The organism is Halopseudomonas sp. (assembly GCF_041579695.1).
GTDB lineage: Bacteria > Pseudomonadota > Gammaproteobacteria > Pseudomonadales > Pseudomonadaceae > Halopseudomonas.
In genome coordinates this window covers 26,307-48,914 of record NZ_JBFGFI010000017.1, presented here as the reverse complement: position 1 = coordinate 48,914, position 22,608 = coordinate 26,307, and the positions used below count along the sequence as shown (strand labels likewise).

The window sequence follows — 22,608 nt, the reverse complement described above, 5'->3', positions numbered from 1 at the left end:
GACTCTGCCACCACCTGTTCGCCATCAGTAATCACTGGCGACTTGCCCAGCGGATGGACTTTCTTCAACTCAGGCGGTGCCAGGCTGGTTTCCGGGTCGCGCTCGTAGCGTTTGACTTCGTATTCCAGGCCCAACTCTTCGAGCAGCCAGAGGATACGTTGTGAGCGGGAGTTGGCCAGGTGGTGGACTGTAATCATGTGTTCATCTTCCTGATAAAGAGCGTGAAGAAAAATCAACTATGCCACGAACATCCGGTGAAAGTCTTTGTAGCAGGATTTCGCGCATCAGCTCACCAGTCATGGGAGAATTGCCGGCGAATCTCAGGAGAAAGCGCTATGACGACATCTCAAAACACCGCAAGCAAACGCATCCCCGGCTGGATCAAAACCCTGTTTCTGGTCCTGCTGCTAAGCGGCATCAGTTTTGCGGCCTGGCAGCAGCTGCCACGCGGCGGGATATCCACCGATCTCTCGGTAATCGGTACCGACAAGCCCACGTTGGTACTCACCCGTGACACCAACTATGTTGGCGGCGGCGAAGTGCTCGATTTTTTGCGCGCAGCCCAGGCCGAACATGGCGAACGGGTATATTTGCGCATAGCCCACCAGGGCCAGGAAGACGGCCGTGCTTTTGCCCAGGATAACGACTCCCGTGACGGTGATCTGGTGCTGCTTGATGCCGAAGGCGAAGTGATTGCCGGCCCGGTACTTCCGCAAACCTATGCCGACGTGGAAGCGCTTCTGGCACAAACCGAATAGCGAGACGGGCAGGCACTGGTCAAGTCGCGTAGAATGCCGCGCCTTGCCTGCACTCACGGAGAATAACTGAAATGACTGAACGCCTGGCCCCACGTGCCATAGCGCTGTTGCCGCTGTTGCTGTTCTTGCTGATCTTTCTAGGCAGCGGCATCTATTACACTGCGATCGGCACCGACTTCGCGTTCTATCAGATCAAGGCACCGGTCGCGATCCTGCCCGCGATCATCCTCGCTGTCTTGCTGGCTCGCGACACGCTGAACCGCACCCTCGAAGCCTTCGTTGCCGGTGTGGGCGACAGTAATATCATCACCATGGCGCTGGTGTTCCTGCTCGCGGGCGCCTTTGCCACCGTGACCGAAGCCATTGGCGGCGTGGCCGCAACGGTGAACATGGGCCTGAGCTTTATTCCGTCCGCATTTGTCCTGCCGGGCCTGTTCCTGATCGCCGCGTTTATCTCAACTGCCATGGGTACCTCCATGGGAACGATTGGCGCACTCGCACCAGTCGCTCTGGGTTTTGCCGAAGCCACTGGCCTATCCATACCCCTGGCGATGGGCGCAATCATCGGTGGCGCGATGGCCGGCGATAACCTATCAATCATCTCCGACACCACCATCGCCGCGACCCGCACCCAGGGCGTGTCCATGCGCGACAAGTTCAAGCTCAACCTGATGATTGCGATGCCCGCCATGGTGCTCACCATGGTGCTGCTGTTTATTCTCGGGGGCACCACCGTAGAGCCCGTTTTGGCCGACTATCAGTTGCTGCTGGTACTGCCTTACGTTGCCGTGCTGGTGCTCGCACTCAGCGGACTGAACGTACTCGCGGTACTCATGACCGGCATCGTGCTTTCCGGGCTGACCGGGCTGTTCATAGCCGAAGACTACAACGTCGCCACCTGGGGCGGGGACATCTACCGCGGATTTGAAGGCATGCTGGAGATCATGGTGCTGTCGATGTTCATCGGTGGTTTGTCAGCCATCATGAAGCGCGAGGGCGGCCTGGATTGGGTGCGCGAGCGCATTCAGCATATTGCCGGGGCCATCGGCAAGACCGGCAAGCGCACTGGCGAAGCAGCCATTGCCACGCTGGTCAGCATCACCAATCTGTTCGTTGCCAACAACACCGTCGCCATCATCATCAGCGGTAGCGTCGCCAGAGAGCTTGCGGAAGACTACGAAGTCGACCGTCGCCGCAGCGCAAGCCTGCTCGACATATTCTCCTGTGTTATCCAGGGCCTGATCCCCTATGGCGCCCAGATCCTGCTGGCCGGCTCCCTGGCATCGATCTCGCCGCTGGCACTGGTCGGCCAGGTTTATTACTGTTGGCTCCTTGCCGCCATGGCCATCGCCGCCATCATATTCGGCTTCCCAAAACCCAAGCCCGAAACAAATTGATCACTGGGGCCGGCCGAGTTCCACCTCGGCCAATACCCCAGAAAGCGCAGAAAGCGCAGAAAATTCGGCGTGGCTCTTACTACGCAGAAATGAACTGGATGGACGCGAACACAGCTCGACGATGGAACCACAATCCAGTCAGAGAAAATTATTATCCAAGTACACGCTTCCGCTGTGCGGTTCATCACGAGAAGTCTTTGTAAGCGAACCCTGATTCCAGCTAGGCGAGACCGTTGTGTTCGGAATAGAGCCTTGTAAGCGCGCAAAAGTGGCGCAAAAGCCAGGCTCCATTCGGAATTAAAACAGCCCTTCCACCCTCGCCATCCTCAGCCCACGGGACCAGCTTTGCACGCGATTACGGCCTTGCTCTTTTGCCTGGTAGAGCGCCTGGTCGGCCCGTTCCACCAGATCGAAGAGGTTATCTTGTTCGTCGTCTCTAAGCTCTGCCACACCGATGGAAACCGTTATCTTGACGCTCGTTTTCCCGGTAACTATTACCTTTTTCTCCAAACCGGTGCGAATCCGCTCTGCAATGCTTTGTGCTTCGGGGAGGCTAGTGTCGGGGAGCAGGACGAGAAACTCTTCACCGCCAAAGCGGCACACCAGATCGGGAACCCTCGAGTGATCATTGAGGTGCTCGGCGAAGGCCACCAGGACCTGATCACCTACCTTGTGTCCATGCTCATCGTTAATGGCTTTAAAACGGTCAAGGTCCATCAGCAGCAGCGTGACAGGCATTCCGCTACGACGGGCCATGCCAAGCGCCTTCAGAGCGCTTTCTTCCAGCGCCCTGCGGTTGAACAGGTCGGTCAACGGATCCCGGCTGGCCTGGTGCTTGAGCTCATTCTGCAGGCTGGCCGTCGTCAACACGACACACATCAGGGAAAACCCATAGATAAATGCGACTCCCTCCAGGTAATTGATCGCCTCCACACTCACAGCCATCTGGAAGTCGGTAGCATTGATATAGGCTTCGTCGGTGAGATACAGACCGAAGCGCCGCAGATACACCACTGCATGCATGCCCCAGATAAGTGCCCACACCCAGACAACGATGCGCTGCAATAGGGACACGCGCCATAGCTCGAAAATCGTCAGCACGCACACGACCACCACCACCGCGCTGTGAAACATGATGCTGAAGCGAAGGGATTCTTGGAGCACAAAAAAAACGATGGCCTGGATCATGAAGAGGCCCAGCATGGCTGGCACAAAGCCGTTCTGATCACGGTTTCGGTAGCAACGAGTTCCCCACCAGAGTACGAAATACGCCTGGGTGATGACCACAGCGCTGATCCACAGAGGAATCGGGGGGCTGGACACCTGCAACAGCAGGCCGACAATGAAAAAACTCAGGCCAGCAGCCCAGTAACGGATGGCGCGAACCTGGCGGTTGAGAATGCTTGCAGCCAGCAAACCCATGACCGACACAATGGAAGTTACTGCCAGAACCACGATCAACGTGTTGATATCAAACATCTGAGTCTTCCTGCAAGCTGCGCTTTTATTCTTTTATTGGCAGACAGGATAGTGCTGTCGAGAAAAAATGGCCACCATACCCGGCAACTCAGGGCACGGTGACCACCGGTCACTCGGGGCGGCGCACCCTGAACCACAACGAATAGAGCGCCGGAAGGAATAGCAGTGTAATCAGCGTCCCGACGAGTGTGCCGCCGATCAGCACGTAAGCCAGCGGGCCCCAGAACGCATCATAGGTAAGCGGTACGAAGGCAAAAACAGCCGCCAGAGCGGTCAGCAGCACCGGTCGCGTGCGCTGCACCGTTGCTTCTACTACCGAGCTGAACTGGTCCATACCCGCAGCCAGGTTGTCGTCTATCTGCTTGGTCAGAATCAGCGTGTTGCGCATCAGAATGCCGGCCAGACCGATCAGACCAAGCAAGGCGACAAAGCCGAATGGCTGATTGCCGATTAGCAGCGCCAGGGTCGCGCCAATCACGCCCAAAGGCGCAGTCGCCAGCACCATGAAGGTGCCGGAGAAGCTGCGCATCTGCAGCATGATCACGATCATCATCAGTGCCAGCATGATCGGCTGGACCTTGCGAATGGATTCCTGGCCCTTGGCCGACTGCTCCACCGAGCCACCGGTCTCCATGTGATAACCGCGCGGCAGTGACTCACGCAGCGGGGCGAGCTGTTCCCACAATGCCACGGTGACATCCGGCGGCTGGGCATCCCTTACATCGGCCTGCACTGTTATGAAGGGCTCGCGATTGTAGTACTTGAGCACTGGCTCCTCGCTGACGAATTCGATCAGTCCCGCCTGCTGCAGCGTGATAGTGCGACCATCTGCAGTGCGCAGTGGCAGGTCGGCAAAATTGTCCAGACCTTCCGGCGCGCCACGCACCATCAGCTGGACGCTACGGGTATTTTCACGCAGCACAGTGACCGGTTGGCCGCCCCACTGCACCTGCAGCTGCTCAGCCAGATCCAGTGGGGTCAATCCAATTGCCAGCAGACGCTCATTATCCAGACGCAGGCGTGCGGCCGGAACTCGGTCCCCCCAATCCAGATTGGCATTGATGATGGCTGGATGTTCGGCCATCAGGTCACGTACCTGGTTGGATACAGACCGCAGCAGATCCGGGTCAGGCCCCATTACCCGGAAGCTGACAGGCCATGCGACGGGCGGGCCAAACACCAGTTGATGCACCCTTACCCGAGCTTCCGGAAACTCGCCAGCGGCGACATGTTCACGCATGTCTTCGATTATCCGGTTACGACCGTCATCGTCCTCAGCGATGGCAATAACCTTGGCAAAGGCCGGGTTAGGCAATTCGGGATTGAGCGAGATAAAGAAACGTGGCGCGCCGGCGCCAACGTATGCCGCCAGCGAGCGCACGTCTTCGTGTTCAACCAGCAGGGCCTCTATACGCTGAGCCACTTCATCGGTAGCGGCGATACTGCTGCCTTCGGGCATGAATACTTCAATCAGCACTTCCGGACGGTCGGAGGATGGGAAAAACTGTTTCTGAACCGGCCCGCTCATACCCATGACTGACAGAATGAAAAGCCCGACTGTGGTCGCCACAATAGTCTTGCGATAGCGTACACAGCCTCCAATCAGGTTTCGAAAGTGCTGATAGCCTCGGGTCTGATAATGCTCGGAATGACTGTGGGACGGCTTGGTACTGGGCTTGAGCAGCATGACGCCAAGAAACGGAGTAAATACGACGGCAACCAGCCAGGATGCCAGCAACGCGAAGGCCAGCACCCAGAAAATGTTCCCGGTATATTCACCGACACCTGAGCGCGCAAAGCCGATCGGTACAAAGCCGATTGCGGTCACCAGTGTGCCGGACAGCATCGGGGCGGCAGTTGCCGTCCAGGCATGGGCTGCGGCCCGGGTTTTCTCCCAGCCCTCCTCCATTTTCACCAGCATCATTTCAATTGCGATGATTGCGTCGTCAACCAGCAGTCCCAACGCAATGATCAACGCGCCCAGGGTGATGCGGTCCAGATTCATGCCCCGGATCAACATCAACAGAAAAGTCAGGCCAAGCGTCAGCGGCACGGCAATACCTACTACCAGTCCCGGGCGCAAACCCAGACTGACGAAGCTGACCAGCATCACCACCAGCACAGCAATCAGGAACTTGACCTGGAACAACTCCACCGCCCGACTGATAGCCTCGCCCTGATTGGTTACCTGTCGCAGTTGCATACCCAGAGGCATCTGCGCGGACAGTTCTTCGTACCGGGCAGCCAGGCGGCCGCCAACCTCCAATCCATCCTCGCCCTTGTTGAGCACCACGCCAAGCATCAGCGCATCTTCACCAAAGGCGCGCACCATATAGCTAGGCGGGTCCTCGTAGCCACGTGTGACACTAGCCACATCGCCCAGACGGATCAGGCGATCACCCAGGCGCAGCGGCACATCTTTGATCGCACTCATATCCGCCAGATCGGCATCAACGCGCCAATACAGACGAGTACCTTCGGTCTCGATCAGGCCGGCCGGCATCAGCCGGTTGTAGGCGTCCAGCGCCTGCCCTATCTGCTGGGCGGTAATGCCCAGCTTTGCCATGCGGTAGGAATCCAGATCGACATACACTCGCTGCTGTTGCTCGCCTATCAGACGTACTTTCTGCACGCCCTCGATCCGGTTGAGGATATCCCTGAGCCGTTCCGCTTCCTGCACCAGATGGCGCTGCGGCAAACCCGGCGCGGTAAGGGCATAGAGCGAAAAATACACATCGGAAAAATCATCATTAACGAATGGCCCCTGCACACCGGGCGGCAGTACGCGCGCTTCGTCCTGCATGCGCTTGCGCACCTGATAAAACACCTCGGGCAGATTTTCCGAGGGTGTGTAATCCTGGAACGTCACCAGCATGTCAACCCGGCCTGGCCTGGCCGTGGTCTGGATCTTCTCGAACCACTCGACTTCCTGAATCCGCTTTTCCAGCGGGTCGGCAACCTGCTCGCGCATCTGTTCGGCGGTCGCGCCAGGCCAGGTAGCCGACACCACCATCGCCCGCACGGAAAACGCGGGATCTTCCGCGCGGCCCAGCGCCATAAAGGAGTAGATGCCTGCCACCGCAATCAGCAACAGGAAGAACAACGTGACCGAGCGCTCACGCACAGCAATCGCAGACAGGTTGAAACGTAGCGGATCCAGACTCATGGCAGTGTCTCGACCTTCTGTCCGGGCTCCAGCAAATGCGCACCTAGCGCGATTATCTGCGTGCCTGCAGCAAGCTCGCTATGCACGTAGGCGAGCTCGGTATCCATGCGCACCAGATCAACCGGCTGCCAGCTTACCTGGTCCTCCTCTATCACCCAGACGCCCATACCCTGGCCGCGGTCGATCAGAGCGCCCACGGGCAAACGCTGCACGGTGGCCATCTCTGCGTTGGAGCTCGTTGGCAGAATCAATGTGGCGCTGCTGCCCAGGGGCCAGGCGGCGGGATCATCTTCAATGCTGTAGCGCGCACGCCAGCTGCGCGACAGCGGATCTGCAGAGCCGGCTACCTCTCGCAGCGTCGCAGGCGCTTGGGCTTCACCTCCGTACAACTCGACCCTTGCCTGCTCGGGCAAGCCGGGACGCTTGCGTTCGGGCACGTATACCTCGATGTCACGCGGCCCATCATATGCGAGCGTAGCGACAGGCATGCCTGCGGTGACCACCTGCCCAACCTCACCACTCACTTCGAGCAGCACGCCATCAGCCGGCGCCCTGAGCTCCCCATATTCATTTGCGCTGCTGGCCTGGGCCAATGCGGCTTCAGCGGCCTTGGCCGACTGCCGCGCGGCGCGAGCCTGGGCGCGGGCATCCTCGTAGGCCTGCACTGGAACCAGGCCCTGCTTGCTCAACGAGGCAAGCCGGTCCCGATTCGCCTCGGCGTTTTCAGCCTGGGCGCGGGCCGCCGCGACGTTGGCTCGGGCTGCGGCCAATTGCTGTCGAATGTCCCTCGGATCGAGGCGCATCAGAACATCGCCGGCTTCCACCCGCTCCCCTGCCTGGGCCAGACGCTCGTTGATCTGACCGGATATCAGAAAGCTCAGAGCGGCATCGCGGCGCGAGTGAACCGTGCCGCTAAGCGTCCAGTGCTGCTCTTGGGCATTCTCGATCTGCGCAGTGCGCACTTTGACGATGGGAGTCACCTGATCGACGTCCTGCTCCGAACCGCAGCCGGCGACCAGGGTCAGGGTCAGAATCGAGAGCAATAACGCGCGCATAGCCATGTAACCTTCCAGGCAAATTTGTGTGCGCGTATAATTACAGAACGGATCCGTTCCGTAAATGCCTGTTCTGCGTTAATCTTGTGATGAATGTCGCTGGCAATTACGAGATTATATCTGCCGCGGTATCACCATGGTCCGTCTGGAGAAGTGATCAGATGAGTAATAAAGAAGCGCAGCCGGTCAGCCCCGGCCGGCCGGTTGACGTGGAGAAGCTTGATCGCATTCTCGACGCAGTGCTCGACAGTTTCGCCGACGGCGACATGCACTTCACTATTGAAGGCATCGCGCGCCGTGCCGGCGTTTCCAAGGGCACCATCTATCGTCGTTTCGACAATGCCGAAGCCCTGCTGCGTGCCGTGCTCGAGCGTCAGCATCTGGAATTGACCGGCATGGGTCCCGAGCCGGTGAACTCGATAGACGATCTGCGCGACCAGCTGATTGCGCTGGGCACCCAGTTGCTGGCTTTTCTCACCAGTGATCAGGGAGTGCGCATCATGCGTACGGTAATCACCCATGGCGCTCGCCACTGCGAGCACGGTGAGCTGATCTTTCGTGATGGCCCCCAGGCATTCGTCGCCCGCGCGGCGTCATGTCTGGAACGAGCCGCGGCACAGGGTCAGGTAGAGGTAGATGACCCGATGCACAGAGCTGAACAATTGATTGGCATGTGGAAAGGCAGCCTGGTCCACGGGCTTCTGATGAATGGCTGCCCCACTCCCGATGCTGACCAGCTTCGTTTCAGGGTCGAGTCGGCGGTCAACCTGCTACTGACCGCGCTGCGGGCGGAGCGCCATTAGAACGCCAATTACTCCGGCGGCTGATGCTCGACCCAGATCAGTTCGTCAGTATTGAACCCAAGCTCGTCGGAGCGCTCCACAAAGCGTTGCTTGAGCTGATCGCTGACCTCGGGCGTTCGGGCTAGCAGCCATAGGTAACCGGTATCTGGCCCCGAGACCCAGGAATAGCTGTAATCTTCCTTATCCAGTCCAAAGATGCCGTAAGCACCGTAGAAGGGCCCGAAGAAAGATACTTTCAGGTACCCGGTGTCTTCATCCTCGACAAAATACGCCTTGCCCTCGGCTTCTTGCCATTCGCCCTCTTCCGCCGAATAGCCGCGATTGATAACCCGGATACCGCCGTCATCGCGCAGGCTGTATTCCGCGGTGACCTGGCTCAGCCCCTCCTCGAACGAATGGTCAAGGCGCGCAATTTCATACCAGGTGCCCAGGTAGCGATCCGCCTCAAAACCGGACACTGGCTCGACATTCTCCGGTAATTTGACGCAACCACCCAGCAGTACGGCGAAAAAAACGGGCATGAGCTTTCGGATATTCATGGGTCACCTATGGTGTCTGTAGTTTTATTCCCATGGAGTCTAGCAATGTTCAGTGTTCTGACCGCCTCGAACATGGTATTTACCCAGCCGGTGGTCCATGAATTCGGAAAATTGCAGGTGCCCACCCTGCTGATCATCGGAGAGAAAGACAACACCGCCATCGGCAAGGCCCAGGCCCCAGAGGAACTGCTGAAGGAGCTCGGCCGTTACGACGTTCTGGGGGAGCAGGCGGCCGAGGCGATTCCGGATGCCACGCTAGTCGAGTTTCCGGACCTGGGCCACTCGCCTCAGATCCAGGCGCCCGAGTGCTTTCATGAAGCGCTGTTCAAGGGCCTGGCAAACGAGTCGCCACCTCCCTTCATCCGCAGAAGCGAGCTGGCCTGCGTCTTTTCAGACCAGTTCGGTTTTCTCGCGCCGCGCTTTTTGAATGTCTTTCCATGTAGCCACGCCGATCACTGCCAGAACAGCCAGTGATACCAGCGGCCAGATCAGTACATATAATCCCAGTATGAATGTTTGCATCTTGCTTTCCTTTAACTGGCCGATGCGTCAAAAACGCACCAGCATATGAACCGAATCCGATTCAGGCCTGGGCAACAGGCTTGGCCGGATCGTAATTGATCACTTTCTGATCGATCTGCGTGAAATCAAATTCGCTGGAACTGAGCAGGCTGATAACCACACAGACTATCGTGCTGACGCCGTACGCCATCAGCGATGCCAGCAGAACGGTATAGTCACGCAGGAAGCCGACGCAGAAGAAGGCCAGCGCGATAGCGGTTATCGCGGCGACAATCATGCCTACACGGCGACCGCCGAAGCCAAACGCCATCAGGCCCAGGACTACACCCCCGCCCACCGCTGCTAGCAGTTCGAACAACACCGCTATCACGCTGACCATGGGCAACAACTCAAAGCGAGCGATGCAGAACATCGCCAGGCCGGCGATCACCGCCGAGGTGAAAGCCGCATTGGTAACCCGGTTCCAGAAGCAACTGGCGATCACCGGAAACACGATGGCGCCCCAGAGTGCGCCGACAAATACCAGCATGATCAGAATGTCCATCGAGAAGCTGGCGAGAACCACACCGATCAGCGTAGCGACAATCATCGTCAGCCTGCCGATAAACAGCATTTTGGTGGGGTCTGGCTTGTTCTTGGCGATATTCTTGCCGTAAACATCGGCCATCACGATCGCCGACATCGCGGATAGATCCGAGTCCGCGGTCGAGGACAGCGAGCCGATTACCAGAATGAAGAACAGCCCGATAAACACCGGAGACAGGTACATCGAGACCATTTGCGGGATCAGATTGTTCATGTCGCCATCAATCGGCTCCATGCCTGTCATCAGCGCCATCAGACCGATCATGCCCAGCCCGATAACGATGGCACCGTAGCCGATCGTTGCGGTAATGAATGTAGGCTTGATGTGGTCTTCACGAACCGCGAACAGTCGCTGCGAGATGGTCTGGTTACCGATCGCGTAAGCCAGCACCGCCACAAAGAAGGGAGCGCCCTGGTTGAGGATCGCGTCCATCGAGAACAGATTGGCCTGTTCGGGCGTAAGCAGGCTCATGCCATCGGACAGCGTGCCCGGCCCACCGAGAGCAAAGAGCACCGCCGGAATAATCAGGATAGCCACCGCCATCATCGCCATCAATTGTGCAAAGTCGGTCAGCACCGATGCGCGAAAGCCCGACCACAAGGTATAGGACAGCACACCGACACCGGCGATGACTACACCGGCCTGGAACGACAGTGGGGACAGTACCGAGACCAGAGCGCCAGACGCGGTGAAGTTGACCATCAGGCTGATGATGCTGCCCAGAATATTCGAGGACGCGAGAATCAGCTGGCTGGAGGAGCCATGCCGGGCATGGATCAGCTCGCCCAATGTGTGGGCGTTAGGTGCAAGTTCACGGAAACGCCGGCCGAAGGGGTAGATGAACAGAATCATCAACGCACCCCACAACCCGTAGTGCAGTGGGCCGGAAATGCCGTAGGTATACCCGGATGTGGCCGCACCGTAGAACGAGGCAGCCCATATCCAGGTGGCGGTCATGCTGGCAGCGCCGAGACCGAAGCCGATCTGGTGGTTGGATACCATGAAGGCGTCGGTATTTTCCTTTTTCTTCTTGATCAGCAAGGTCAGCAGATAGGTGCCGCCGTAAAAGGCGACAAGCAGGAAAAGGACGGTCAGTGTCGAGAACTGATAGAAACTTTCTTCGTTCATTGAATACCCATAGGCTTTGCAGCCCGATCATCCTTCGTGACAGCCAGAATTCCATACGGAGCGGCAGCCACAGGACGTAAGCAAAAACAGAACATCTTTCTAGGTATGTCTGTAGCGAGATAAAGACCGCGGTTGGCGATCTGGTATTGCGAGATTTCGGCACATAAAGCGCCGGGTGAAGCGGCCAGGTCAACGTGCACAGTGATGCGCGAAAAAGCGCAGGAAAGGTCGACCCGATGGCGATCTACCCTACTCGCTAGCACCGGCCCCGTCCACGCCTGATTCCCCGGGGTGCGGCCTGCGCCGGTCCTGGTAATCTGCTGTGCCAATCGTTCGCGTGCATCGTTGCCCGCTTTCTGCGTGAATGCAGCGTCTAGACTGTGCAAAGTACAAACTATCCAACCAAGAAACTGCCCCATTCAAGGAGTGCACGCAATGCTGATTGATCTGTCCGGCAAAACCGCCATTATTACCGGCTCAACCGCAGGTATTGGCCTGGCAATCGCTCACGGCCTAGCCCACGCCGGGGCCAGCGTCGTGGTCAACGGTCGCACTGAAGATCGCGTGCATGGCGCTATAGAAGAGATTCGTGCTGCCTGCCCCGACGCCAACGTAAGAGGGGTGGCGGCCGATCTGGCTACCGCGGCGGGCTGCGAAAAGCTGGTCAATGCCGAGCCCCATGCCGACATCCTGGTGAATAACCTGGGCATCTTTGATGCGCTGGATTTCTTTGAAATCCCTGACGAGGAATGGCAGCGCTTCTTTGAAGTGAATGTGCTGTCTGGCGTGCGGGTTTCCCGAGCCTATGCCCCTGGCATGGTCGACAAAGGCTGGGGCCGCATCGTTTTTCTGTCTTCGGAATCCGGTATCAACATACCGCAGGAAATGATTCACTACGGCTTTACCAAGTCGGCCAATCTGTCCGTTTCCCGCGGCCTGGCCAAACGCCTCGGCGGTACCGGAGTAACAGTCAACGCCGTGCTGCCGGGACCTACCCTCTCCGAAGGCGTGATGGCGATGATCGAGCCGTCAGCAAAGAAAAACGGTATCAGTATCGATGATGCGGCTCGCGAGTTCGTCAAGGCCAAGCGGCCCTCCTCGATCATCCAGCGCGCCACCACAACCGAAGAGGTCGCCAACATGGTGGTTTATGTCTGCTCACAGCAGGCATCTGCCACAACCGGCGCAGCCTTGCGCGTCGAAGGTGGAATTGTCGATACCCTGACCTGACCTGATCAGAGCCAGCCACGCCGGCGGAACAGCAGCAGCAGTCCGCCGGCGACCAGGATCATGATCGCCAGCGCAGCGGGGTAGCCCCATCGCCAGGTGAGTTCCGGCATGTATTCGAAATTCATGCCGTACACCCCGGCTATGAACGTGAGCGGCATGAAGACCGTTGCGATAATGGTCAGCACCTTCATCACTGCATTCATCCGGTTATTGATGCTCGACAGGTACAGATCCAGCATGCTGACCAGCAGCTCGCGGATGGTATCGATGGTGTCAATCACATGGATGCTGTGGTCGTACACATCGCGCATGAATAACCGGGTTTCATCGCTGATCAGTGCATGCCCGTCGCGGGATAACTGGCCCAGAACCTCACGCAGCGGCCAGACGGCCTTGCGTAGCATGAGCATTTCCCGCTTGAAGTGGTGGATTCTCTGCAGGGTTCCCGGCTCCGGCTTGACCATCAGCTCGTCCTCCAGGGCCTCGATTTCGTCGCCCAGTTTCTCCAGCAGCTCGAAATAGTGATCGACCACCGCATCCAGAATCGCGTAAGCCAGATAGTCCGCCTGCATGAAGCGAATGCGCCGTCCACCGCGCAGCCGTCGACGCACGCCATCGAACACATCTCCAGGCAGCTCCTGCAGCGAGAACACATAGTCCTTGCCGAGCACCATGCTTACCTGTTCGGAATAGATCTGCTGGTGATTCTCGTCGAAGCGCAGCATACGCAGCACAATATAAAGATAGCCGTCGTAGGCTTCTATTTTCGGTCGCTGGTCAGTGTTGAGTATGTCCTCGAGCACCAGGGGATGCAGGCCAAACAGTTCACCCATCTCCCTGACAGTTTCCGGTTGGTGCACGCCGTCCATGTCCAGCCACTTGACGCCAGGTAGGCCGAGCAGACTCCTGCACTCGTCCGGCGTAACGTCCGCCTGGCTCTGAAGGTGTTCCTCGTCATACACCATCGCCGAGATGCTGCTCTCGAAACCCGCATGATCACCGATGTGCACCAGAGTACCAGGCGCTGCACCGAGCTTCTTACCGCGTTTGACAACGAGCCTTCGCGACATGATTTTGCCTTCGTATGGGTTAAGCAACAGCCGCACCTGGGTACGCGTCGGCGCGAAGCGGCCCGTTAATGGGACAGCGCATCGCTATTGCTGAATTCGCCCTGGGCCTGCCTGTGGGCAAACGCTGAAAAGTGACTCGGCGGCTTGTGGTGGTCCTCGTTTGTACCGACCATGCCTATAGCAACAGCTGTTTGCTGCGCCAGCAGATAGATGACCCAAAAAAAGACCAAGTATCAGCGTCAGTCTGACTTCTTTGAAATAACTGCCTCTGTCTACCTCAATCCTCTGCACACAATTTCCGTTTCATCCTTCCAGCCGAAGACATTGCTTGCATGCGGCGAGCCTTATCAAGGTGTCATCTCTCCTTCCTGATATTTTGGTCTACGTTGCGTCTTCATTTGTTTCCTGATTTGACGACAGCACGCCCCGGGTATCCTTTTCCACGGCGTCCGGCGCAAACCATTTCAGTTTTCCGTGCAAATTGACCACTTCCCCGACAATCAGCAGGGTTGGCGGGGTTATGCTTGTATTTGCCACCAGGCCCGGCATGGTGGACAGCGTGCCAATCAGTACTTTCTGATTGGCTGTGGTGCCCTGCTGTACCAATGCCATAGGCGTGTCCGCGCCGCGGCCATGATGGATGAGCTGTTGGCAAATCTCCGGCAGACCGACCAGCCCCATGTAGAACACCAGGGTCTGTCCCGGCGCGACCAGCCCCTGCCAAGCCAGATTGCTGGTGCCGTCCTTGAGGTGCCCGGTAACGAAGCGTACCGACTGGGCGTAGTCGCGATGGGTCAGTGGAATACCGGCGTAAGCCGAGCAACCATTGGCAGCGGTAATGCCCGGCACCACCTGAAATGGCACGCCGTGGGCCGCCAGCTCCTCGATCTCCTCCCCGCCCCGCCCGAAGATGAACGGATCGCCACCCTTCAGGCGCAATACGCGTTTGCCTTCGCCGGCCAGGCGCACCAGCAGCTGGTTTATCTGCTCCTGGGGTACCGCGTGCTCCGAGCGTGCCTTGCCCACGTAAATACGTTCGGCATCGCGCCGGCACAGATCGATGATCGCAGTGGGCACTAGCCGGTCATGCAGGACCACGTCAGCCTGCTGCATCAGTCGCAACGCGCGAAAGGTCAGCAGGTCAGGGTCACCGGGGCCGGCACCCACCAGATAGACCTCACCGCGATAGCTCTTGCCCGCCTGATCGGCCAGACGACTGGCCAGCAGGCTCTCTGCGGCGTCGTCCTGACCGGCAAAAATACGCTCGGCAACGTCGCCCTGAAACACATCCTCCCAGAACACACGGCGCTGATTGATCTGTGGGAAGGCTGCTTTCACCTGGCTGCGGAAACGCTTGGCCAGCTGCGCGAGCTTGCCATAGGTATGCGGAAACAGCGTTTCGATACGGGCCCGCGTGAGCCGCGCCAGTACCGGGGCATGGCTGCCGCTGGAGATTGCAATGATCAATGGAGAGCGATCGACGATGGCCGGAAAGATCACGGTGCACAGATCGGGCGCGTCCACGGCGTTGACCGGCAGAAACCGGGCCTGGGCGTCGGCCGATACCTGGGCATTGAGCGGCTCGTCGTCCGTTGCCGCAATGACCAGCTGCGTAGCGTTCATGTCGGTCGGTTGATAACCCCGCTCGATACATTCGCCGCCTCCGCCGAGCACCAGTTCGGCGAGCTGCGGTTCGATTTCCGGAGCTACGACGCGCAACACGGCACCTGCCTCGGTCAACAGGCGCGATTTGCGCAGCGCAATCTCACCGCCACCGACCACGAGTACCAGGCGACCCTGCAGGTTGTGGAAAAGCGGCAGATATTCCATATCAGCCGATCTGCCCGATACCAGGCATGTATGGCTCCAGCACTTCGGGTATGAGAATGCTGCCATCAGCCTGCTGATAGTTCTCGATGATCGCCACCAGGGTGCGACCTACGGCCAACCCGGAGCCATTGAGCGTGTGCACCAGTTCCGGCTTGCCGGTTTCCGGGTTGCGCCAGCGCGCCTGCATGCGTCGCGCCTGGAAATCACCACAGCTGGAGCAGGAGGATATTTCGCGGTACTTGCCCTGGCTGGGAATCCAGACTTCCAGATCAAAAGTACGGGTCGCGCCAAAGCCCATGTCGCCGGTACAGAGTGCAAGTACCCGGTAAGGCAGGTTCAGCAGCTTGAGAATATTCTCGGCGTGGCCGGTCAGCTCTTCCAGCGCGGCGGCGGAATCCTGCGGGCGGACGATCTGCACCATCTCGACCTTGTCGAACTGGTGCTGGCGGATCATCCCACGCGTATCACGCCCGGCGGAACCCGCTTCACTGCGGAAACACGGCGTGTGCGCAGTCATGCGCAGGGGCAGCTTGTCGGCGTCAATGATGCTCTGGCTGACGGTGTTGGTCAGCGTCACTTCCGCAGTGGGTATCAGATACAGGTCGCGCTGGTCCTCCCCGCGCGGAACGCGGAACAGGTCGTCCTCGAACTTGGGTAGCTGGCCGGTGCCCTGCAGCGCGTCGGCCTGCACCAGATACGGCGTGTAAAGCTCCTCATAGCCGTGCTCGTTGACATGCACATCGAGCATGAACTGGGCCAGCGCGCGGTGCAGTCGGGCGATCGGTCCGCGCATCAATGCAAAACGGGCACCGGACAACTTGGCGGCGGTCTCGAAATCCAGATAACCGTATTGCTCGCCCAGGGAGACATGATCACGCGGGTCGAAGTCGAACTCCGGCGGCGTACCCCACTGACGGACCTCGACATTGTCATCCTCGTCCGCGCCCACCGGTACCGATTCCTCGGGCAGATTGGGCATGGTCAGCAGCAAGGCATCGAGCTCGGCCTGGATTGCGTCCAGCTCCTGCTTGGCCTCGCTCAGCTCGGTACCCATGCGCTCGACATCCGCCAGTAGCGGCTGGATGTCTTCGCCCCGGGCCTTGGCCTGACCAATCGACTTGGACCGGCTGTTGCGCTCGGCCTGCAGGGTTTCGGTGCGGGTCTGGACTGTCTTGCGACGCGCCTCAAGCGCTTCCAGCTGAGCTACATCAAGCACGAAGCCGCGGGTAGCAAGACGTTCGGCGACCAGTTGCGGTTGGCTGCGGACCAGTTTCGGATCAAGCATGAGTCATCATCTTATGGTTGCGGGTGGCAGCCCGGCTGGCTAACGGACCAGCGACAGGCCGGCCCAGGTGGCGAATAGACAAACGCTCACGCTGAGCAGAATATATCCGAGAGCCATCAAGCTCTCGCCGTTCTCCATCAGGCGCAAGGCGTCGAGGGAGAACGTGGAAAATGTAGTAAAGGCGCCAAGAAAGCCAATAAACAGCCCCTGGCGCAGCACCGGCGAGAATTCCGGCCGGCTCAGCCACAGGCCATACAGTATACCTATGATCAGGCAACCAATCAGGTTGACGGTAAAAGTCGCCAGTGGAAAAGCCTTGGGCCAGGTGACCATTATCCACTGGGCAATACCGTAGCGGCACAGGGCGCCCAGCGAACCGCCGAGGGCTATTGCAAACAGACTGGCAACCATCAATCCCTATCTCCGTTTGGTCCCGCTGGCAGCATCCAGGCTACGCAGGTGTTCCAGTTTCTGTCCGATCTTCTGTTCCAGCCCGCGGTCAACTGGCTCGTAATAACGCCGGGGCTCAAGCTCCTCGGGAAAATAATCCTCCCCGGCGGCATAGGCTTGCGGCTCATTGTGGGCATAGCGGTAGCCTTCGCTGTAGCCCAGTTCCTTCATCAGCTTGGTCGGCGCATTGCGCAGGTGCAACGGCGGCTCATAGGACGGCTGACTGGCAACGTCCTTCATGGCTGCGTTGAAGGCCTTGTATACGGCGTTGCTTTTTGGCGCACAGGCGATATACACAACGGCCTGCGCCACCGCCAGCTCGCCTTCCGGACTGCCCAGACGCTCCTGCACATCCCAGGCGTTGAGGGCGAGAGTCAAAGCCCGCGGATCTGCATTGCCGATCTCTTCGCTAGCCATGCGTACCACGCGGCGCGCCAGAAACAGCGGATCAGCGCCGCCGTCGATCATCCGTGCGAACCAGTACAGGGAGGCATCTGGATCGGATCCGCGCACCGATTTGTGCAGTGCTGAAATCTGATCGTAGAAGGCCTCCCCCCCCTTGTCGAAACGGCGACGGGTATCGTTGAGCAGATCACCCACCAGCGCGGTATCGATGGTGCCGCCATCGTCAACCAGGTCGGCCGCAATCTCGACCAGATTCAGCAATCGTCTGGCATCGCCATCGGCTGCGCCAATGAGGATGCCCCTGGCCTCATCGCTAACCGACAACGCATGGCGGCCAAGGCCGCGCTCGACATCGCCCAGGGCGCGATCAAGCAGGGTCGACAGGGACGCTTCATCCAGCGACTTGAGCACATATACCCGTGCGCGGGATAACAGCGCGTTGTTGAGCTCGAATGACGGGTTTTCGGTGGTTGCGCCAATGAACAGCAGGGTTCCATCTTCAACGTAGGGCAGAAAGGCATCCTGCTGCGCCTTGTTGAAGCGATGGACCTCGTCGACGAACAGAATTGTCTGCCGTCCGTTCTGCGAAGCCTGCTGGCGGGCCATCTCCACCGCCTGACGGATATCCTTGACCCCGGCAAGCACGGCGGAAATGCTGACAAACTGTGCGTCAGCCAGGGTAGCCAGTAACCGTGCCAGAGTGGTCTTGCCCACGCCTGGCGGTCCCCAGAAGATCATCGAGTGCAGAGCGCCCTGTTCCAGGGCTACCCGCAGTGGCCGTCCAGGTCCGAGAAGGTGGGACTGGCCAGTATATTCGTCGAGTGTCGCCGGCCGCATGCGTGCGGCCAGCGGCTGGTGCGTTCCCCTATCGGGGAAGAGGCCTGCATCACTCACTGATGACATCGACTCCCGATGGAATGTCGAAAGTGAACTGCTCCTGCTGAACGCCTTGGTTGACGGTCACGTCATGGAACAGGATGTTGGTGCGCTGGCCGACTGCGTCGCTCAACTGCATGTCATTGATTTTACCGTCGAGAAAAGACAGTCGCAGACTATCAAACAGCGTGTCATTCACCCGCGGGGTCAGCAGGAACTCGGACACATTGCCGCTCTCGACGACAGTAATGTCGAAGTTTTCCTCCAACGTGCTGACATCCCCCGACAACAGCAGTGCAGGTGTATGTGTCAGGCGCTTGTCCATTTTCTGGATGGTTACCTGCTCCAGATCCGGATCGTACAACCAGATCTGTTCGCCATCGGAGACCAGCAACTGTTCTGCCGGCGGAACGGTGTGCCAGCGGAACATGCCGGGGCGCTTGAGCACCAGACTCCCGCTGGCCTCCTGCAGGTTGGCGCCATTGGAGCTCAGCGTCATCTGGGAGAAGCCTGCAGTCATGGTATTGGCGCGTGACAACAGAGTGTTCAGCCGCTCGGCAGCTGCGCCCTGTTCCTCGGCCAGTGCCGCAAAGGGCAAACCGATCAGGCAGAGCGTCGCCAAGCTGGAGCGAAAAAGGGTTTTGATCATGATCAGGGTTATTCTCCGCTGGAAATAGGTGTGGCCGCGTCAATCGCGTACCGGAGGAGGTGCGATCACCTCGCGCGAGCCGTTGGTGTTCATTGATGTTACCACTCCGGCCAGCTCCATGGTTTCAATCATTCTGGCGGCGCGGTTGTAGCCGACCTTGAGCTTGCGCTGTACAGCCGAGATCGAGGCGCGGCGGCTTTCCGTTACGAAGCGCACAGCCTCATCGTAAAGTGCATCTTCCTCGCTATCACCGCCACCCGCGCCGCCGGATGTGTCGAAGCTGCCAGTGCCGTCATCCGCGCCGTCGAGAATGTCCTGGATGTAATCCGGCTCGCCGCGCTGCTTCCATGCATCGACCAGCCGGTGCACCTCATCATCTGACACAAAGGCGCCGTGGACCCGCACCGGCAGGCTGGTGCCTGGCGGCATATAGAGCATGTCGCCGTGGCCAAGCAGTTGTTCTGCGCCGCCCTGGTCGAGGATCGTGCGCGAATCAATCTTGCTGGAGACCTGGAACGCCATACGGGTCGGGATATTGGCCTTGATCAGGCCGGTAATCACATCCACCGAGGGCCGCTGCGTGGCCAGAATCAGGTGGATACCGGCCGCGCGGGCTTTCTGGGCAATACGCGCGATGAGTTCCTCGACCTTCTTGCCAACAATCATCATCATGTCGGCAAATTCGTCGATCACCACAACAATAACCGGTAATGTCTGCAATTCAGGCGGGATATCTTCCATCGATTCGCGGCGGAACAGCGGATCGGTCAACGGCGTGCCGGCCTTCTGCGCATCCTTGATCTTGCGATTGTAGCCCGCCAGGTTACGCACGCCCATGGCAGCCATCAGCTTATAGCGCCGCTCCATCTCGGCGACACACCAGCGCAGTGCGTTGGCCGCTTCCTTCATATCGGTAACGACCGGCGCAAGCAGGTGCGGAATACCCTCGTAGATCGACAACTCGAGCATCTTCGGGTCGATCATGATCAGCCGGACCTCTTCCGGCGGCGCCTTGAACAGGATGCTCAGCAGCATCGCGTTGACGCCTACCGATTTGCCCGAGCCGGTGGTGCCGGCAACCAGCAGGTGCGGCATCTTCGCCAGGTCAGCCATGACCGGATGACCGCCAATGTCATGGCCCAGCGCCAGGGTAACCGGTGATGTGGCTTCGTCGAATTCGCGAGTCTGCAGCACCTCGGACAGGCGCACGATCTCGCGATCCTCGTTGGGTATCTCGATGCCTACGGTAGTCTTGCCAGGTATGACCTCAACCACCCGCACACTGATCACCGCCAGGGAGCGCGCCAGGTCCTTGGCCAGGTTGGAAATCTTGCTGACCTTGACGCCAGCCGCCGGCTGAATCTCGAACCGGGTAATCACCGGACCTGGCTGGACCTTCTCCACCTCGGCCTCGACACCAAAATCCTTTAGCTTGAGCTCCAGCAACCGGGACATCCCTTCCAGCGACTCGGCGGAAAAACCCTTGGTCTTTTTCAGGGCCGGATCAAGCAGGGAAATTGGCGGCAGCGAGCCCGGCTCAACGGTCTCGCTGAACAGTGTCGACTGCTTTTCCTTTTGCAACCGCTCGCTGGACTGCAACGGCTTGGTATCGGGCGGTACGATCTCCGGCGGCTGACGACCATCGCGGGAAGCCTGATGCTTGGCCAGTGATTCCTGGCGCCGGGCTCTGGAGGCTTCAGCCTCACGTTGTTCTGCGGCGCTGAATACCGGCTCGCTGCGCGCAGCCGGCGCTTTTGCCGGACGGTTTGGCAGTTCGCGCTCGACCGCCGCAGATGCCCGGCGCGCTCGCCAGCCATGCCAGCCTCGTTTTAGCAGGTCAAGCAGGTCTAGGGTGATCTTTCCGGTCAGCTCCATCACGCGGAACCAGGACAGGTTGGTAAAGACCGTCAGGCCAAAAAGGAACAGGGTGAGGAACAGCAGTGTGCTGCCCTGCATATTCAGGATCGGCTGGGCCTGCTGAGCCAGTAATTCCCCGAGAACACCGCCTCCGCCGCCGCCATCAATACTCGGGAAACTCTCCGGCGCGCTGCCGTGCAGTGCAGCCAGCGCGGTGCCAGCGAGCAACGTCAGCACAAAGCCAATCAGCCGCCAGGAAAACAGCCAGCCATTCCAGATAAACGGTAGGTGCCGGCGGCGGAACATCTGCCAGACCTTCACCGCCACGATGATAGGGAACAGGTAGGCGAGATAGCCCAGGGTCAGCAGCAGCACATCGGCGATCCAGGCGCCCATGCTGCCGCCGGCGTTGTTTACCTCGCCGGCGCCACCACTGCGTGTCCAGCCGGGATCGGCGGTGTCGTAGCTCAGCAGCGCCATGCTCAGATACAGGCACAGGGCGATCATCGCTAGCAGCGCGCCCTCGCGAAGGCGCAGTGTCAGCTGTTCACGCCATACGGGCGGGGCCTTGCGGGCTTTGGTATCCTTCAAAACGCTGGCTTCCATCGTTGATCAGCCGAATATTGTACGATGCCCGGCCGGAGAATTCATAACTGGCTAGACGCACGGCAGCCGAGTTTCGGGAACAAGTATAAGCTTTAAGTCTCTGAAGTGATCTGTAGTGGATCACACAATGAAACTATATTCATGAATCACAATAACTTATATCAGCATCTTGATAAACTGTTTAAACATTCAAGTTCTGGCGGAGGTGTCGCTCAATGCCCCAGCTGACATGGCTGCGCCCCGACAGCCTGGCGTTTCCCGACCACGATCGGGCACTGGCCGAGCCAGAGGGCCTGCTCGCGGCGGGCGGAGACCTGTCGCCCGAGCGGCTGATACGCGCCTACAGTGAGGGCATTTTCCCCTGGTACCAGGACGGCCAGCCGCTACTGTGGTGGTCGCCTGACCCGCGCACCGTGCTGCGCCCGGGCAACCTCCATGTATCGCGCAGCATGCAGAAATTCATGCGCAAGGCAAAGCTCGAAATCACCCTGGACCGCAGCTTTGCAGAGGTGATCAGCGCCTGCTCGCAGCCTCGCGATTATACCGACAGCACCTGGATTACCGACGAGATGCAACTGGCCTACTGTCACCTGCATCGCCTGGGCTTCGCCCACTCCGTCGAAGTGTGGGAGGACGGCAATCTGGTCGGCGGGCTTTACGGCGTGGCCATGGGCAAGGTATTTTTCGGCGAGTCGATGTTCAGCCGCCGCAGCAATACCTCCAAGGCAGCGTTCGTCTTCCTCGTCAGGCAGCTTGAACGATGGGGCTACGAACTGATCGATTGCCAGATGCCGACCGAACACCTGTTCAGTCTGGGCGCCGAATCGATCAGACGCGCGGACTTCGTACGACAATTGCGCCAGCTCTGCCCCGCGCCCAACATCGATCTCTGGCGCGGTGATGAGTTGTAGCCTGCC

19 protein-coding genes and 1 pseudogene are annotated in these 22,608 nt (G+C 59.1%); 6 read left to right on the top strand and 14 right to left on the bottom strand.

Annotated elements, in window-relative coordinates; translation table 11 throughout:
* On the bottom strand, positions 1-197 hold a 197-nt coding region (locus tag ABYA88_RS05885), incomplete at its 3' end, for a glutathione S-transferase N-terminal domain-containing protein (RefSeq protein ID WP_373186038.1).
* A gap of 138 nt (positions 198-335) precedes the next feature.
* Here ABYA88_RS05885 and ABYA88_RS05880 point away from each other — a divergent pair.
* Together ABYA88_RS05880 and ABYA88_RS05875 are read left to right on the top strand one after the other, a co-directional pair.
* Positions 336-758 carry a hypothetical protein gene (locus ABYA88_RS05880; protein ID WP_373186037.1) on the top strand — a complete coding sequence of 141 codons (423 nt, stop codon included), beginning with the start codon at positions 336-338 and terminating at the stop codon, positions 756-758.
* A gap of 71 nt (positions 759-829) precedes the next feature.
* Complete coding sequence (locus ABYA88_RS05875) at positions 830-2,155, top strand: Na+/H+ antiporter NhaC family protein (RefSeq protein ID WP_373186036.1); 1,326 nt, start codon at positions 830-832, stop codon at positions 2,153-2,155.
* A 297-nt stretch (positions 2,156-2,452) separates the two neighbouring features.
* Here ABYA88_RS05875 and ABYA88_RS05870 read toward each other — a convergent pair whose 3' ends face one another.
* From ABYA88_RS05870 to ABYA88_RS05860, 3 genes are all read right to left on the bottom strand, one after another.
* The gene (locus ABYA88_RS05870; protein ID WP_373186035.1) at positions 2,453-3,634 is read right to left on the bottom strand and encodes a GGDEF domain-containing protein; all 1,182 of its coding nucleotides are present in this window, start codon (positions 3,632-3,634) and stop codon (positions 2,453-2,455) included.
* Positions 3,635-3,743: 109 nt separating this feature from the next.
* Positions 3,744-6,800: an efflux RND transporter permease subunit gene (locus ABYA88_RS05865; RefSeq protein WP_373186034.1), complete on the bottom strand. Its 3,057-nt coding sequence runs from the start codon at positions 6,798-6,800 to the stop codon at positions 3,744-3,746.
* Positions 6,797-7,861, bottom strand: a complete 1,065-nt coding sequence (locus ABYA88_RS05860) for an efflux RND transporter periplasmic adaptor subunit (protein WP_373186033.1) — start codon at positions 7,859-7,861, stop codon at positions 6,797-6,799. The genes ABYA88_RS05865 and ABYA88_RS05860 overlap by 4 nt, the downstream gene beginning before the upstream one ends.
* Positions 7,862-8,016: 155 nt before the next feature.
* Here ABYA88_RS05860 and ABYA88_RS05855 point away from each other — a divergent pair, with 155 nt between their 5' ends.
* A complete protein-coding gene (locus tag ABYA88_RS05855) occupies positions 8,017-8,658 on the top strand; it encodes a TetR/AcrR family transcriptional regulator (protein WP_373186032.1) in 642 nt (213 codons plus the stop codon).
* 8 nt (positions 8,659-8,666) lie between these two features.
* Here ABYA88_RS05855 and ABYA88_RS05850 read toward each other — a convergent pair whose 3' ends face one another.
* Positions 8,667-9,197 (bottom strand): lipocalin family protein, encoded by a 531-nt coding sequence (locus ABYA88_RS05850; RefSeq protein WP_373186031.1) that lies wholly within the window; start codon positions 9,195-9,197, stop codon positions 8,667-8,669.
* Between the two features lie 36 nt (positions 9,198-9,233).
* Here ABYA88_RS05850 and ABYA88_RS05845 point away from each other — a divergent pair.
* Positions 9,234-9,542 (top strand): annotated as a pseudogene (locus ABYA88_RS05845) (alpha/beta fold hydrolase); the annotation flags it as partial.
* A gap of 45 nt (positions 9,543-9,587) precedes the next feature.
* Here the strand turns inward: ABYA88_RS05845 and ABYA88_RS05840 are convergent.
* The gene (locus ABYA88_RS05840) at positions 9,588-9,719 is read right to left on the bottom strand and encodes a putative transporter small subunit (RefSeq protein WP_373186030.1); all 132 of its coding nucleotides are present in this window, start codon (positions 9,717-9,719) and stop codon (positions 9,588-9,590) included.
* Positions 9,720-9,780: 61 nt separating this feature from the next.
* Complete coding sequence (locus ABYA88_RS05835; RefSeq protein ID WP_373186029.1) at positions 9,781-11,433, bottom strand: sodium:solute symporter family protein; 1,653 nt, start codon at positions 11,431-11,433, stop codon at positions 9,781-9,783.
* 435 nt (positions 11,434-11,868) lie between these two features.
* Here ABYA88_RS05835 and ABYA88_RS05830 point away from each other — a divergent pair, with 435 nt between their 5' ends.
* Positions 11,869-12,663, top strand: coding sequence for an SDR family NAD(P)-dependent oxidoreductase (locus ABYA88_RS05830; RefSeq protein WP_373186028.1), 795 nt, complete (start codon positions 11,869-11,871; stop codon positions 12,661-12,663).
* 5 nt (positions 12,664-12,668) lie between these two features.
* Here the strand turns inward: ABYA88_RS05830 and corA are convergent, their stop codons facing one another.
* From corA to ABYA88_RS05795, 7 genes are all read right to left on the bottom strand, one after another.
* Positions 12,669-13,733, bottom strand: a complete 1,065-nt coding sequence (gene corA / locus ABYA88_RS05825) for a magnesium/cobalt transporter CorA (RefSeq protein WP_373186027.1) — start codon at positions 13,731-13,733, stop codon at positions 12,669-12,671.
* A gap of 381 nt (positions 13,734-14,114) precedes the next feature.
* Positions 14,115-15,563: a siroheme synthase CysG gene (gene cysG / locus ABYA88_RS05820; RefSeq protein WP_373186026.1), complete on the bottom strand. Its 1,449-nt coding sequence runs from the start codon at positions 15,561-15,563 to the stop codon at positions 14,115-14,117.
* A gap of 1 nt (position 15,564) precedes the next feature.
* A complete protein-coding gene (gene serS, locus ABYA88_RS05815) occupies positions 15,565-16,848 on the bottom strand; it encodes a serine--tRNA ligase (RefSeq protein WP_373186025.1) in 1,284 nt (427 codons plus the stop codon).
* 39 nt (positions 16,849-16,887) lie between these two features.
* Positions 16,888-17,259, bottom strand: a complete 372-nt coding sequence (crcB, locus tag ABYA88_RS05810; RefSeq protein WP_373186024.1) for a fluoride efflux transporter CrcB — start codon at positions 17,257-17,259, stop codon at positions 16,888-16,890.
* Positions 17,260-17,265: 6 nt separating this feature from the next.
* Positions 17,266-18,540: a replication-associated recombination protein A gene (locus ABYA88_RS05805; RefSeq protein ID WP_373186040.1), complete on the bottom strand. Its 1,275-nt coding sequence runs from the start codon at positions 18,538-18,540 to the stop codon at positions 17,266-17,268.
* Between the two features lie 49 nt (positions 18,541-18,589).
* Complete coding sequence (lolA, locus tag ABYA88_RS05800) at positions 18,590-19,228, bottom strand: outer membrane lipoprotein chaperone LolA (protein ID WP_373186023.1); 639 nt, start codon at positions 19,226-19,228, stop codon at positions 18,590-18,592.
* A 39-nt stretch (positions 19,229-19,267) separates the two neighbouring features.
* On the bottom strand, positions 19,268-21,691 hold the full coding sequence (locus tag ABYA88_RS05795; protein ID WP_373186022.1) for a DNA translocase FtsK: 2,424 nt from the start codon (positions 21,689-21,691) through the stop codon (positions 19,268-19,270).
* 215 nt (positions 21,692-21,906) lie between these two features.
* On the opposite strand from ABYA88_RS05795, the gene aat reads away from it, so the two are divergent.
* Positions 21,907-22,602 carry a leucyl/phenylalanyl-tRNA--protein transferase gene (gene aat / locus ABYA88_RS05790; protein ID WP_373186021.1) on the top strand — a complete coding sequence of 232 codons (696 nt, stop codon included), beginning with the start codon at positions 21,907-21,909 and terminating at the stop codon, positions 22,600-22,602.
* Positions 22,603-22,608: the final 6 nt, after the last annotated feature.

Excerpts from the sequence above, each read along its gene's own strand:
- ABYA88_RS05860 (WP_373186033.1), bottom strand. The coding sequence starts at position 7,861 with ATGGCTATGCGCGCGTTATTGCTCTCGATTCTGACCCTGACCCTGGTC.
- ABYA88_RS05855 (WP_373186032.1), top strand. The coding sequence starts at position 8,017 with ATGAGTAATAAAGAAGCGCAGCCGGTCAGCCCCGGCCGGCCGGTTGAC.
- ABYA88_RS05875 (WP_373186036.1), top strand. The coding sequence starts at position 830 with ATGACTGAACGCCTGGCCCCACGTGCCATAGCGCTGTTGCCGCTGTTG.
- ABYA88_RS05795 (WP_373186022.1), bottom strand. The coding sequence starts at position 21,691 with ATGGAAGCCAGCGTTTTGAAGGATACCAAAGCCCGCAAGGCCCCGCCC.
- ABYA88_RS05835 (WP_373186029.1), bottom strand. The coding sequence starts at position 11,433 with ATGAACGAAGAAAGTTTCTATCAGTTCTCGACACTGACCGTCCTTTTC.
- aat (WP_373186021.1), top strand. The coding sequence starts at position 21,907 with ATGCCCCAGCTGACATGGCTGCGCCCCGACAGCCTGGCGTTTCCCGAC.
- cysG (WP_373186026.1), bottom strand. The coding sequence starts at position 15,563 with ATGGAATATCTGCCGCTTTTCCACAACCTGCAGGGTCGCCTGGTACTC.
- ABYA88_RS05850 (WP_373186031.1), bottom strand. The coding sequence starts at position 9,197 with ATGAATATCCGAAAGCTCATGCCCGTTTTTTTCGCCGTACTGCTGGGT.
- ABYA88_RS05865 (WP_373186034.1), bottom strand. The coding sequence starts at position 6,800 with ATGAGTCTGGATCCGCTACGTTTCAACCTGTCTGCGATTGCTGTGCGT.
- corA (WP_373186027.1), bottom strand. The coding sequence starts at position 13,733 with ATGTCGCGAAGGCTCGTTGTCAAACGCGGTAAGAAGCTCGGTGCAGCG.
- crcB (WP_373186024.1), bottom strand. The coding sequence starts at position 17,259 with ATGGTTGCCAGTCTGTTTGCAATAGCCCTCGGCGGTTCGCTGGGCGCC.
- ABYA88_RS05880 (WP_373186037.1), top strand. The coding sequence starts at position 336 with ATGACGACATCTCAAAACACCGCAAGCAAACGCATCCCCGGCTGGATC.
- ABYA88_RS05840 (WP_373186030.1), bottom strand. The coding sequence starts at position 9,719 with ATGCAAACATTCATACTGGGATTATATGTACTGATCTGGCCGCTGGTA.
- ABYA88_RS05870 (WP_373186035.1), bottom strand. The coding sequence starts at position 3,634 with ATGTTTGATATCAACACGTTGATCGTGGTTCTGGCAGTAACTTCCATT.
- ABYA88_RS05805 (WP_373186040.1), bottom strand. The coding sequence starts at position 18,540 with ATGCGGCCGGCGACACTCGACGAATATACTGGCCAGTCCCACCTTCTC.
- serS (WP_373186025.1), bottom strand. The coding sequence starts at position 16,848 with ATGCTTGATCCGAAACTGGTCCGCAGCCAACCGCAACTGGTCGCCGAA.
- lolA (WP_373186023.1), bottom strand. The coding sequence starts at position 19,228 with ATGATCAAAACCCTTTTTCGCTCCAGCTTGGCGACGCTCTGCCTGATC.
- ABYA88_RS05830 (WP_373186028.1), top strand. The coding sequence starts at position 11,869 with ATGCTGATTGATCTGTCCGGCAAAACCGCCATTATTACCGGCTCAACC.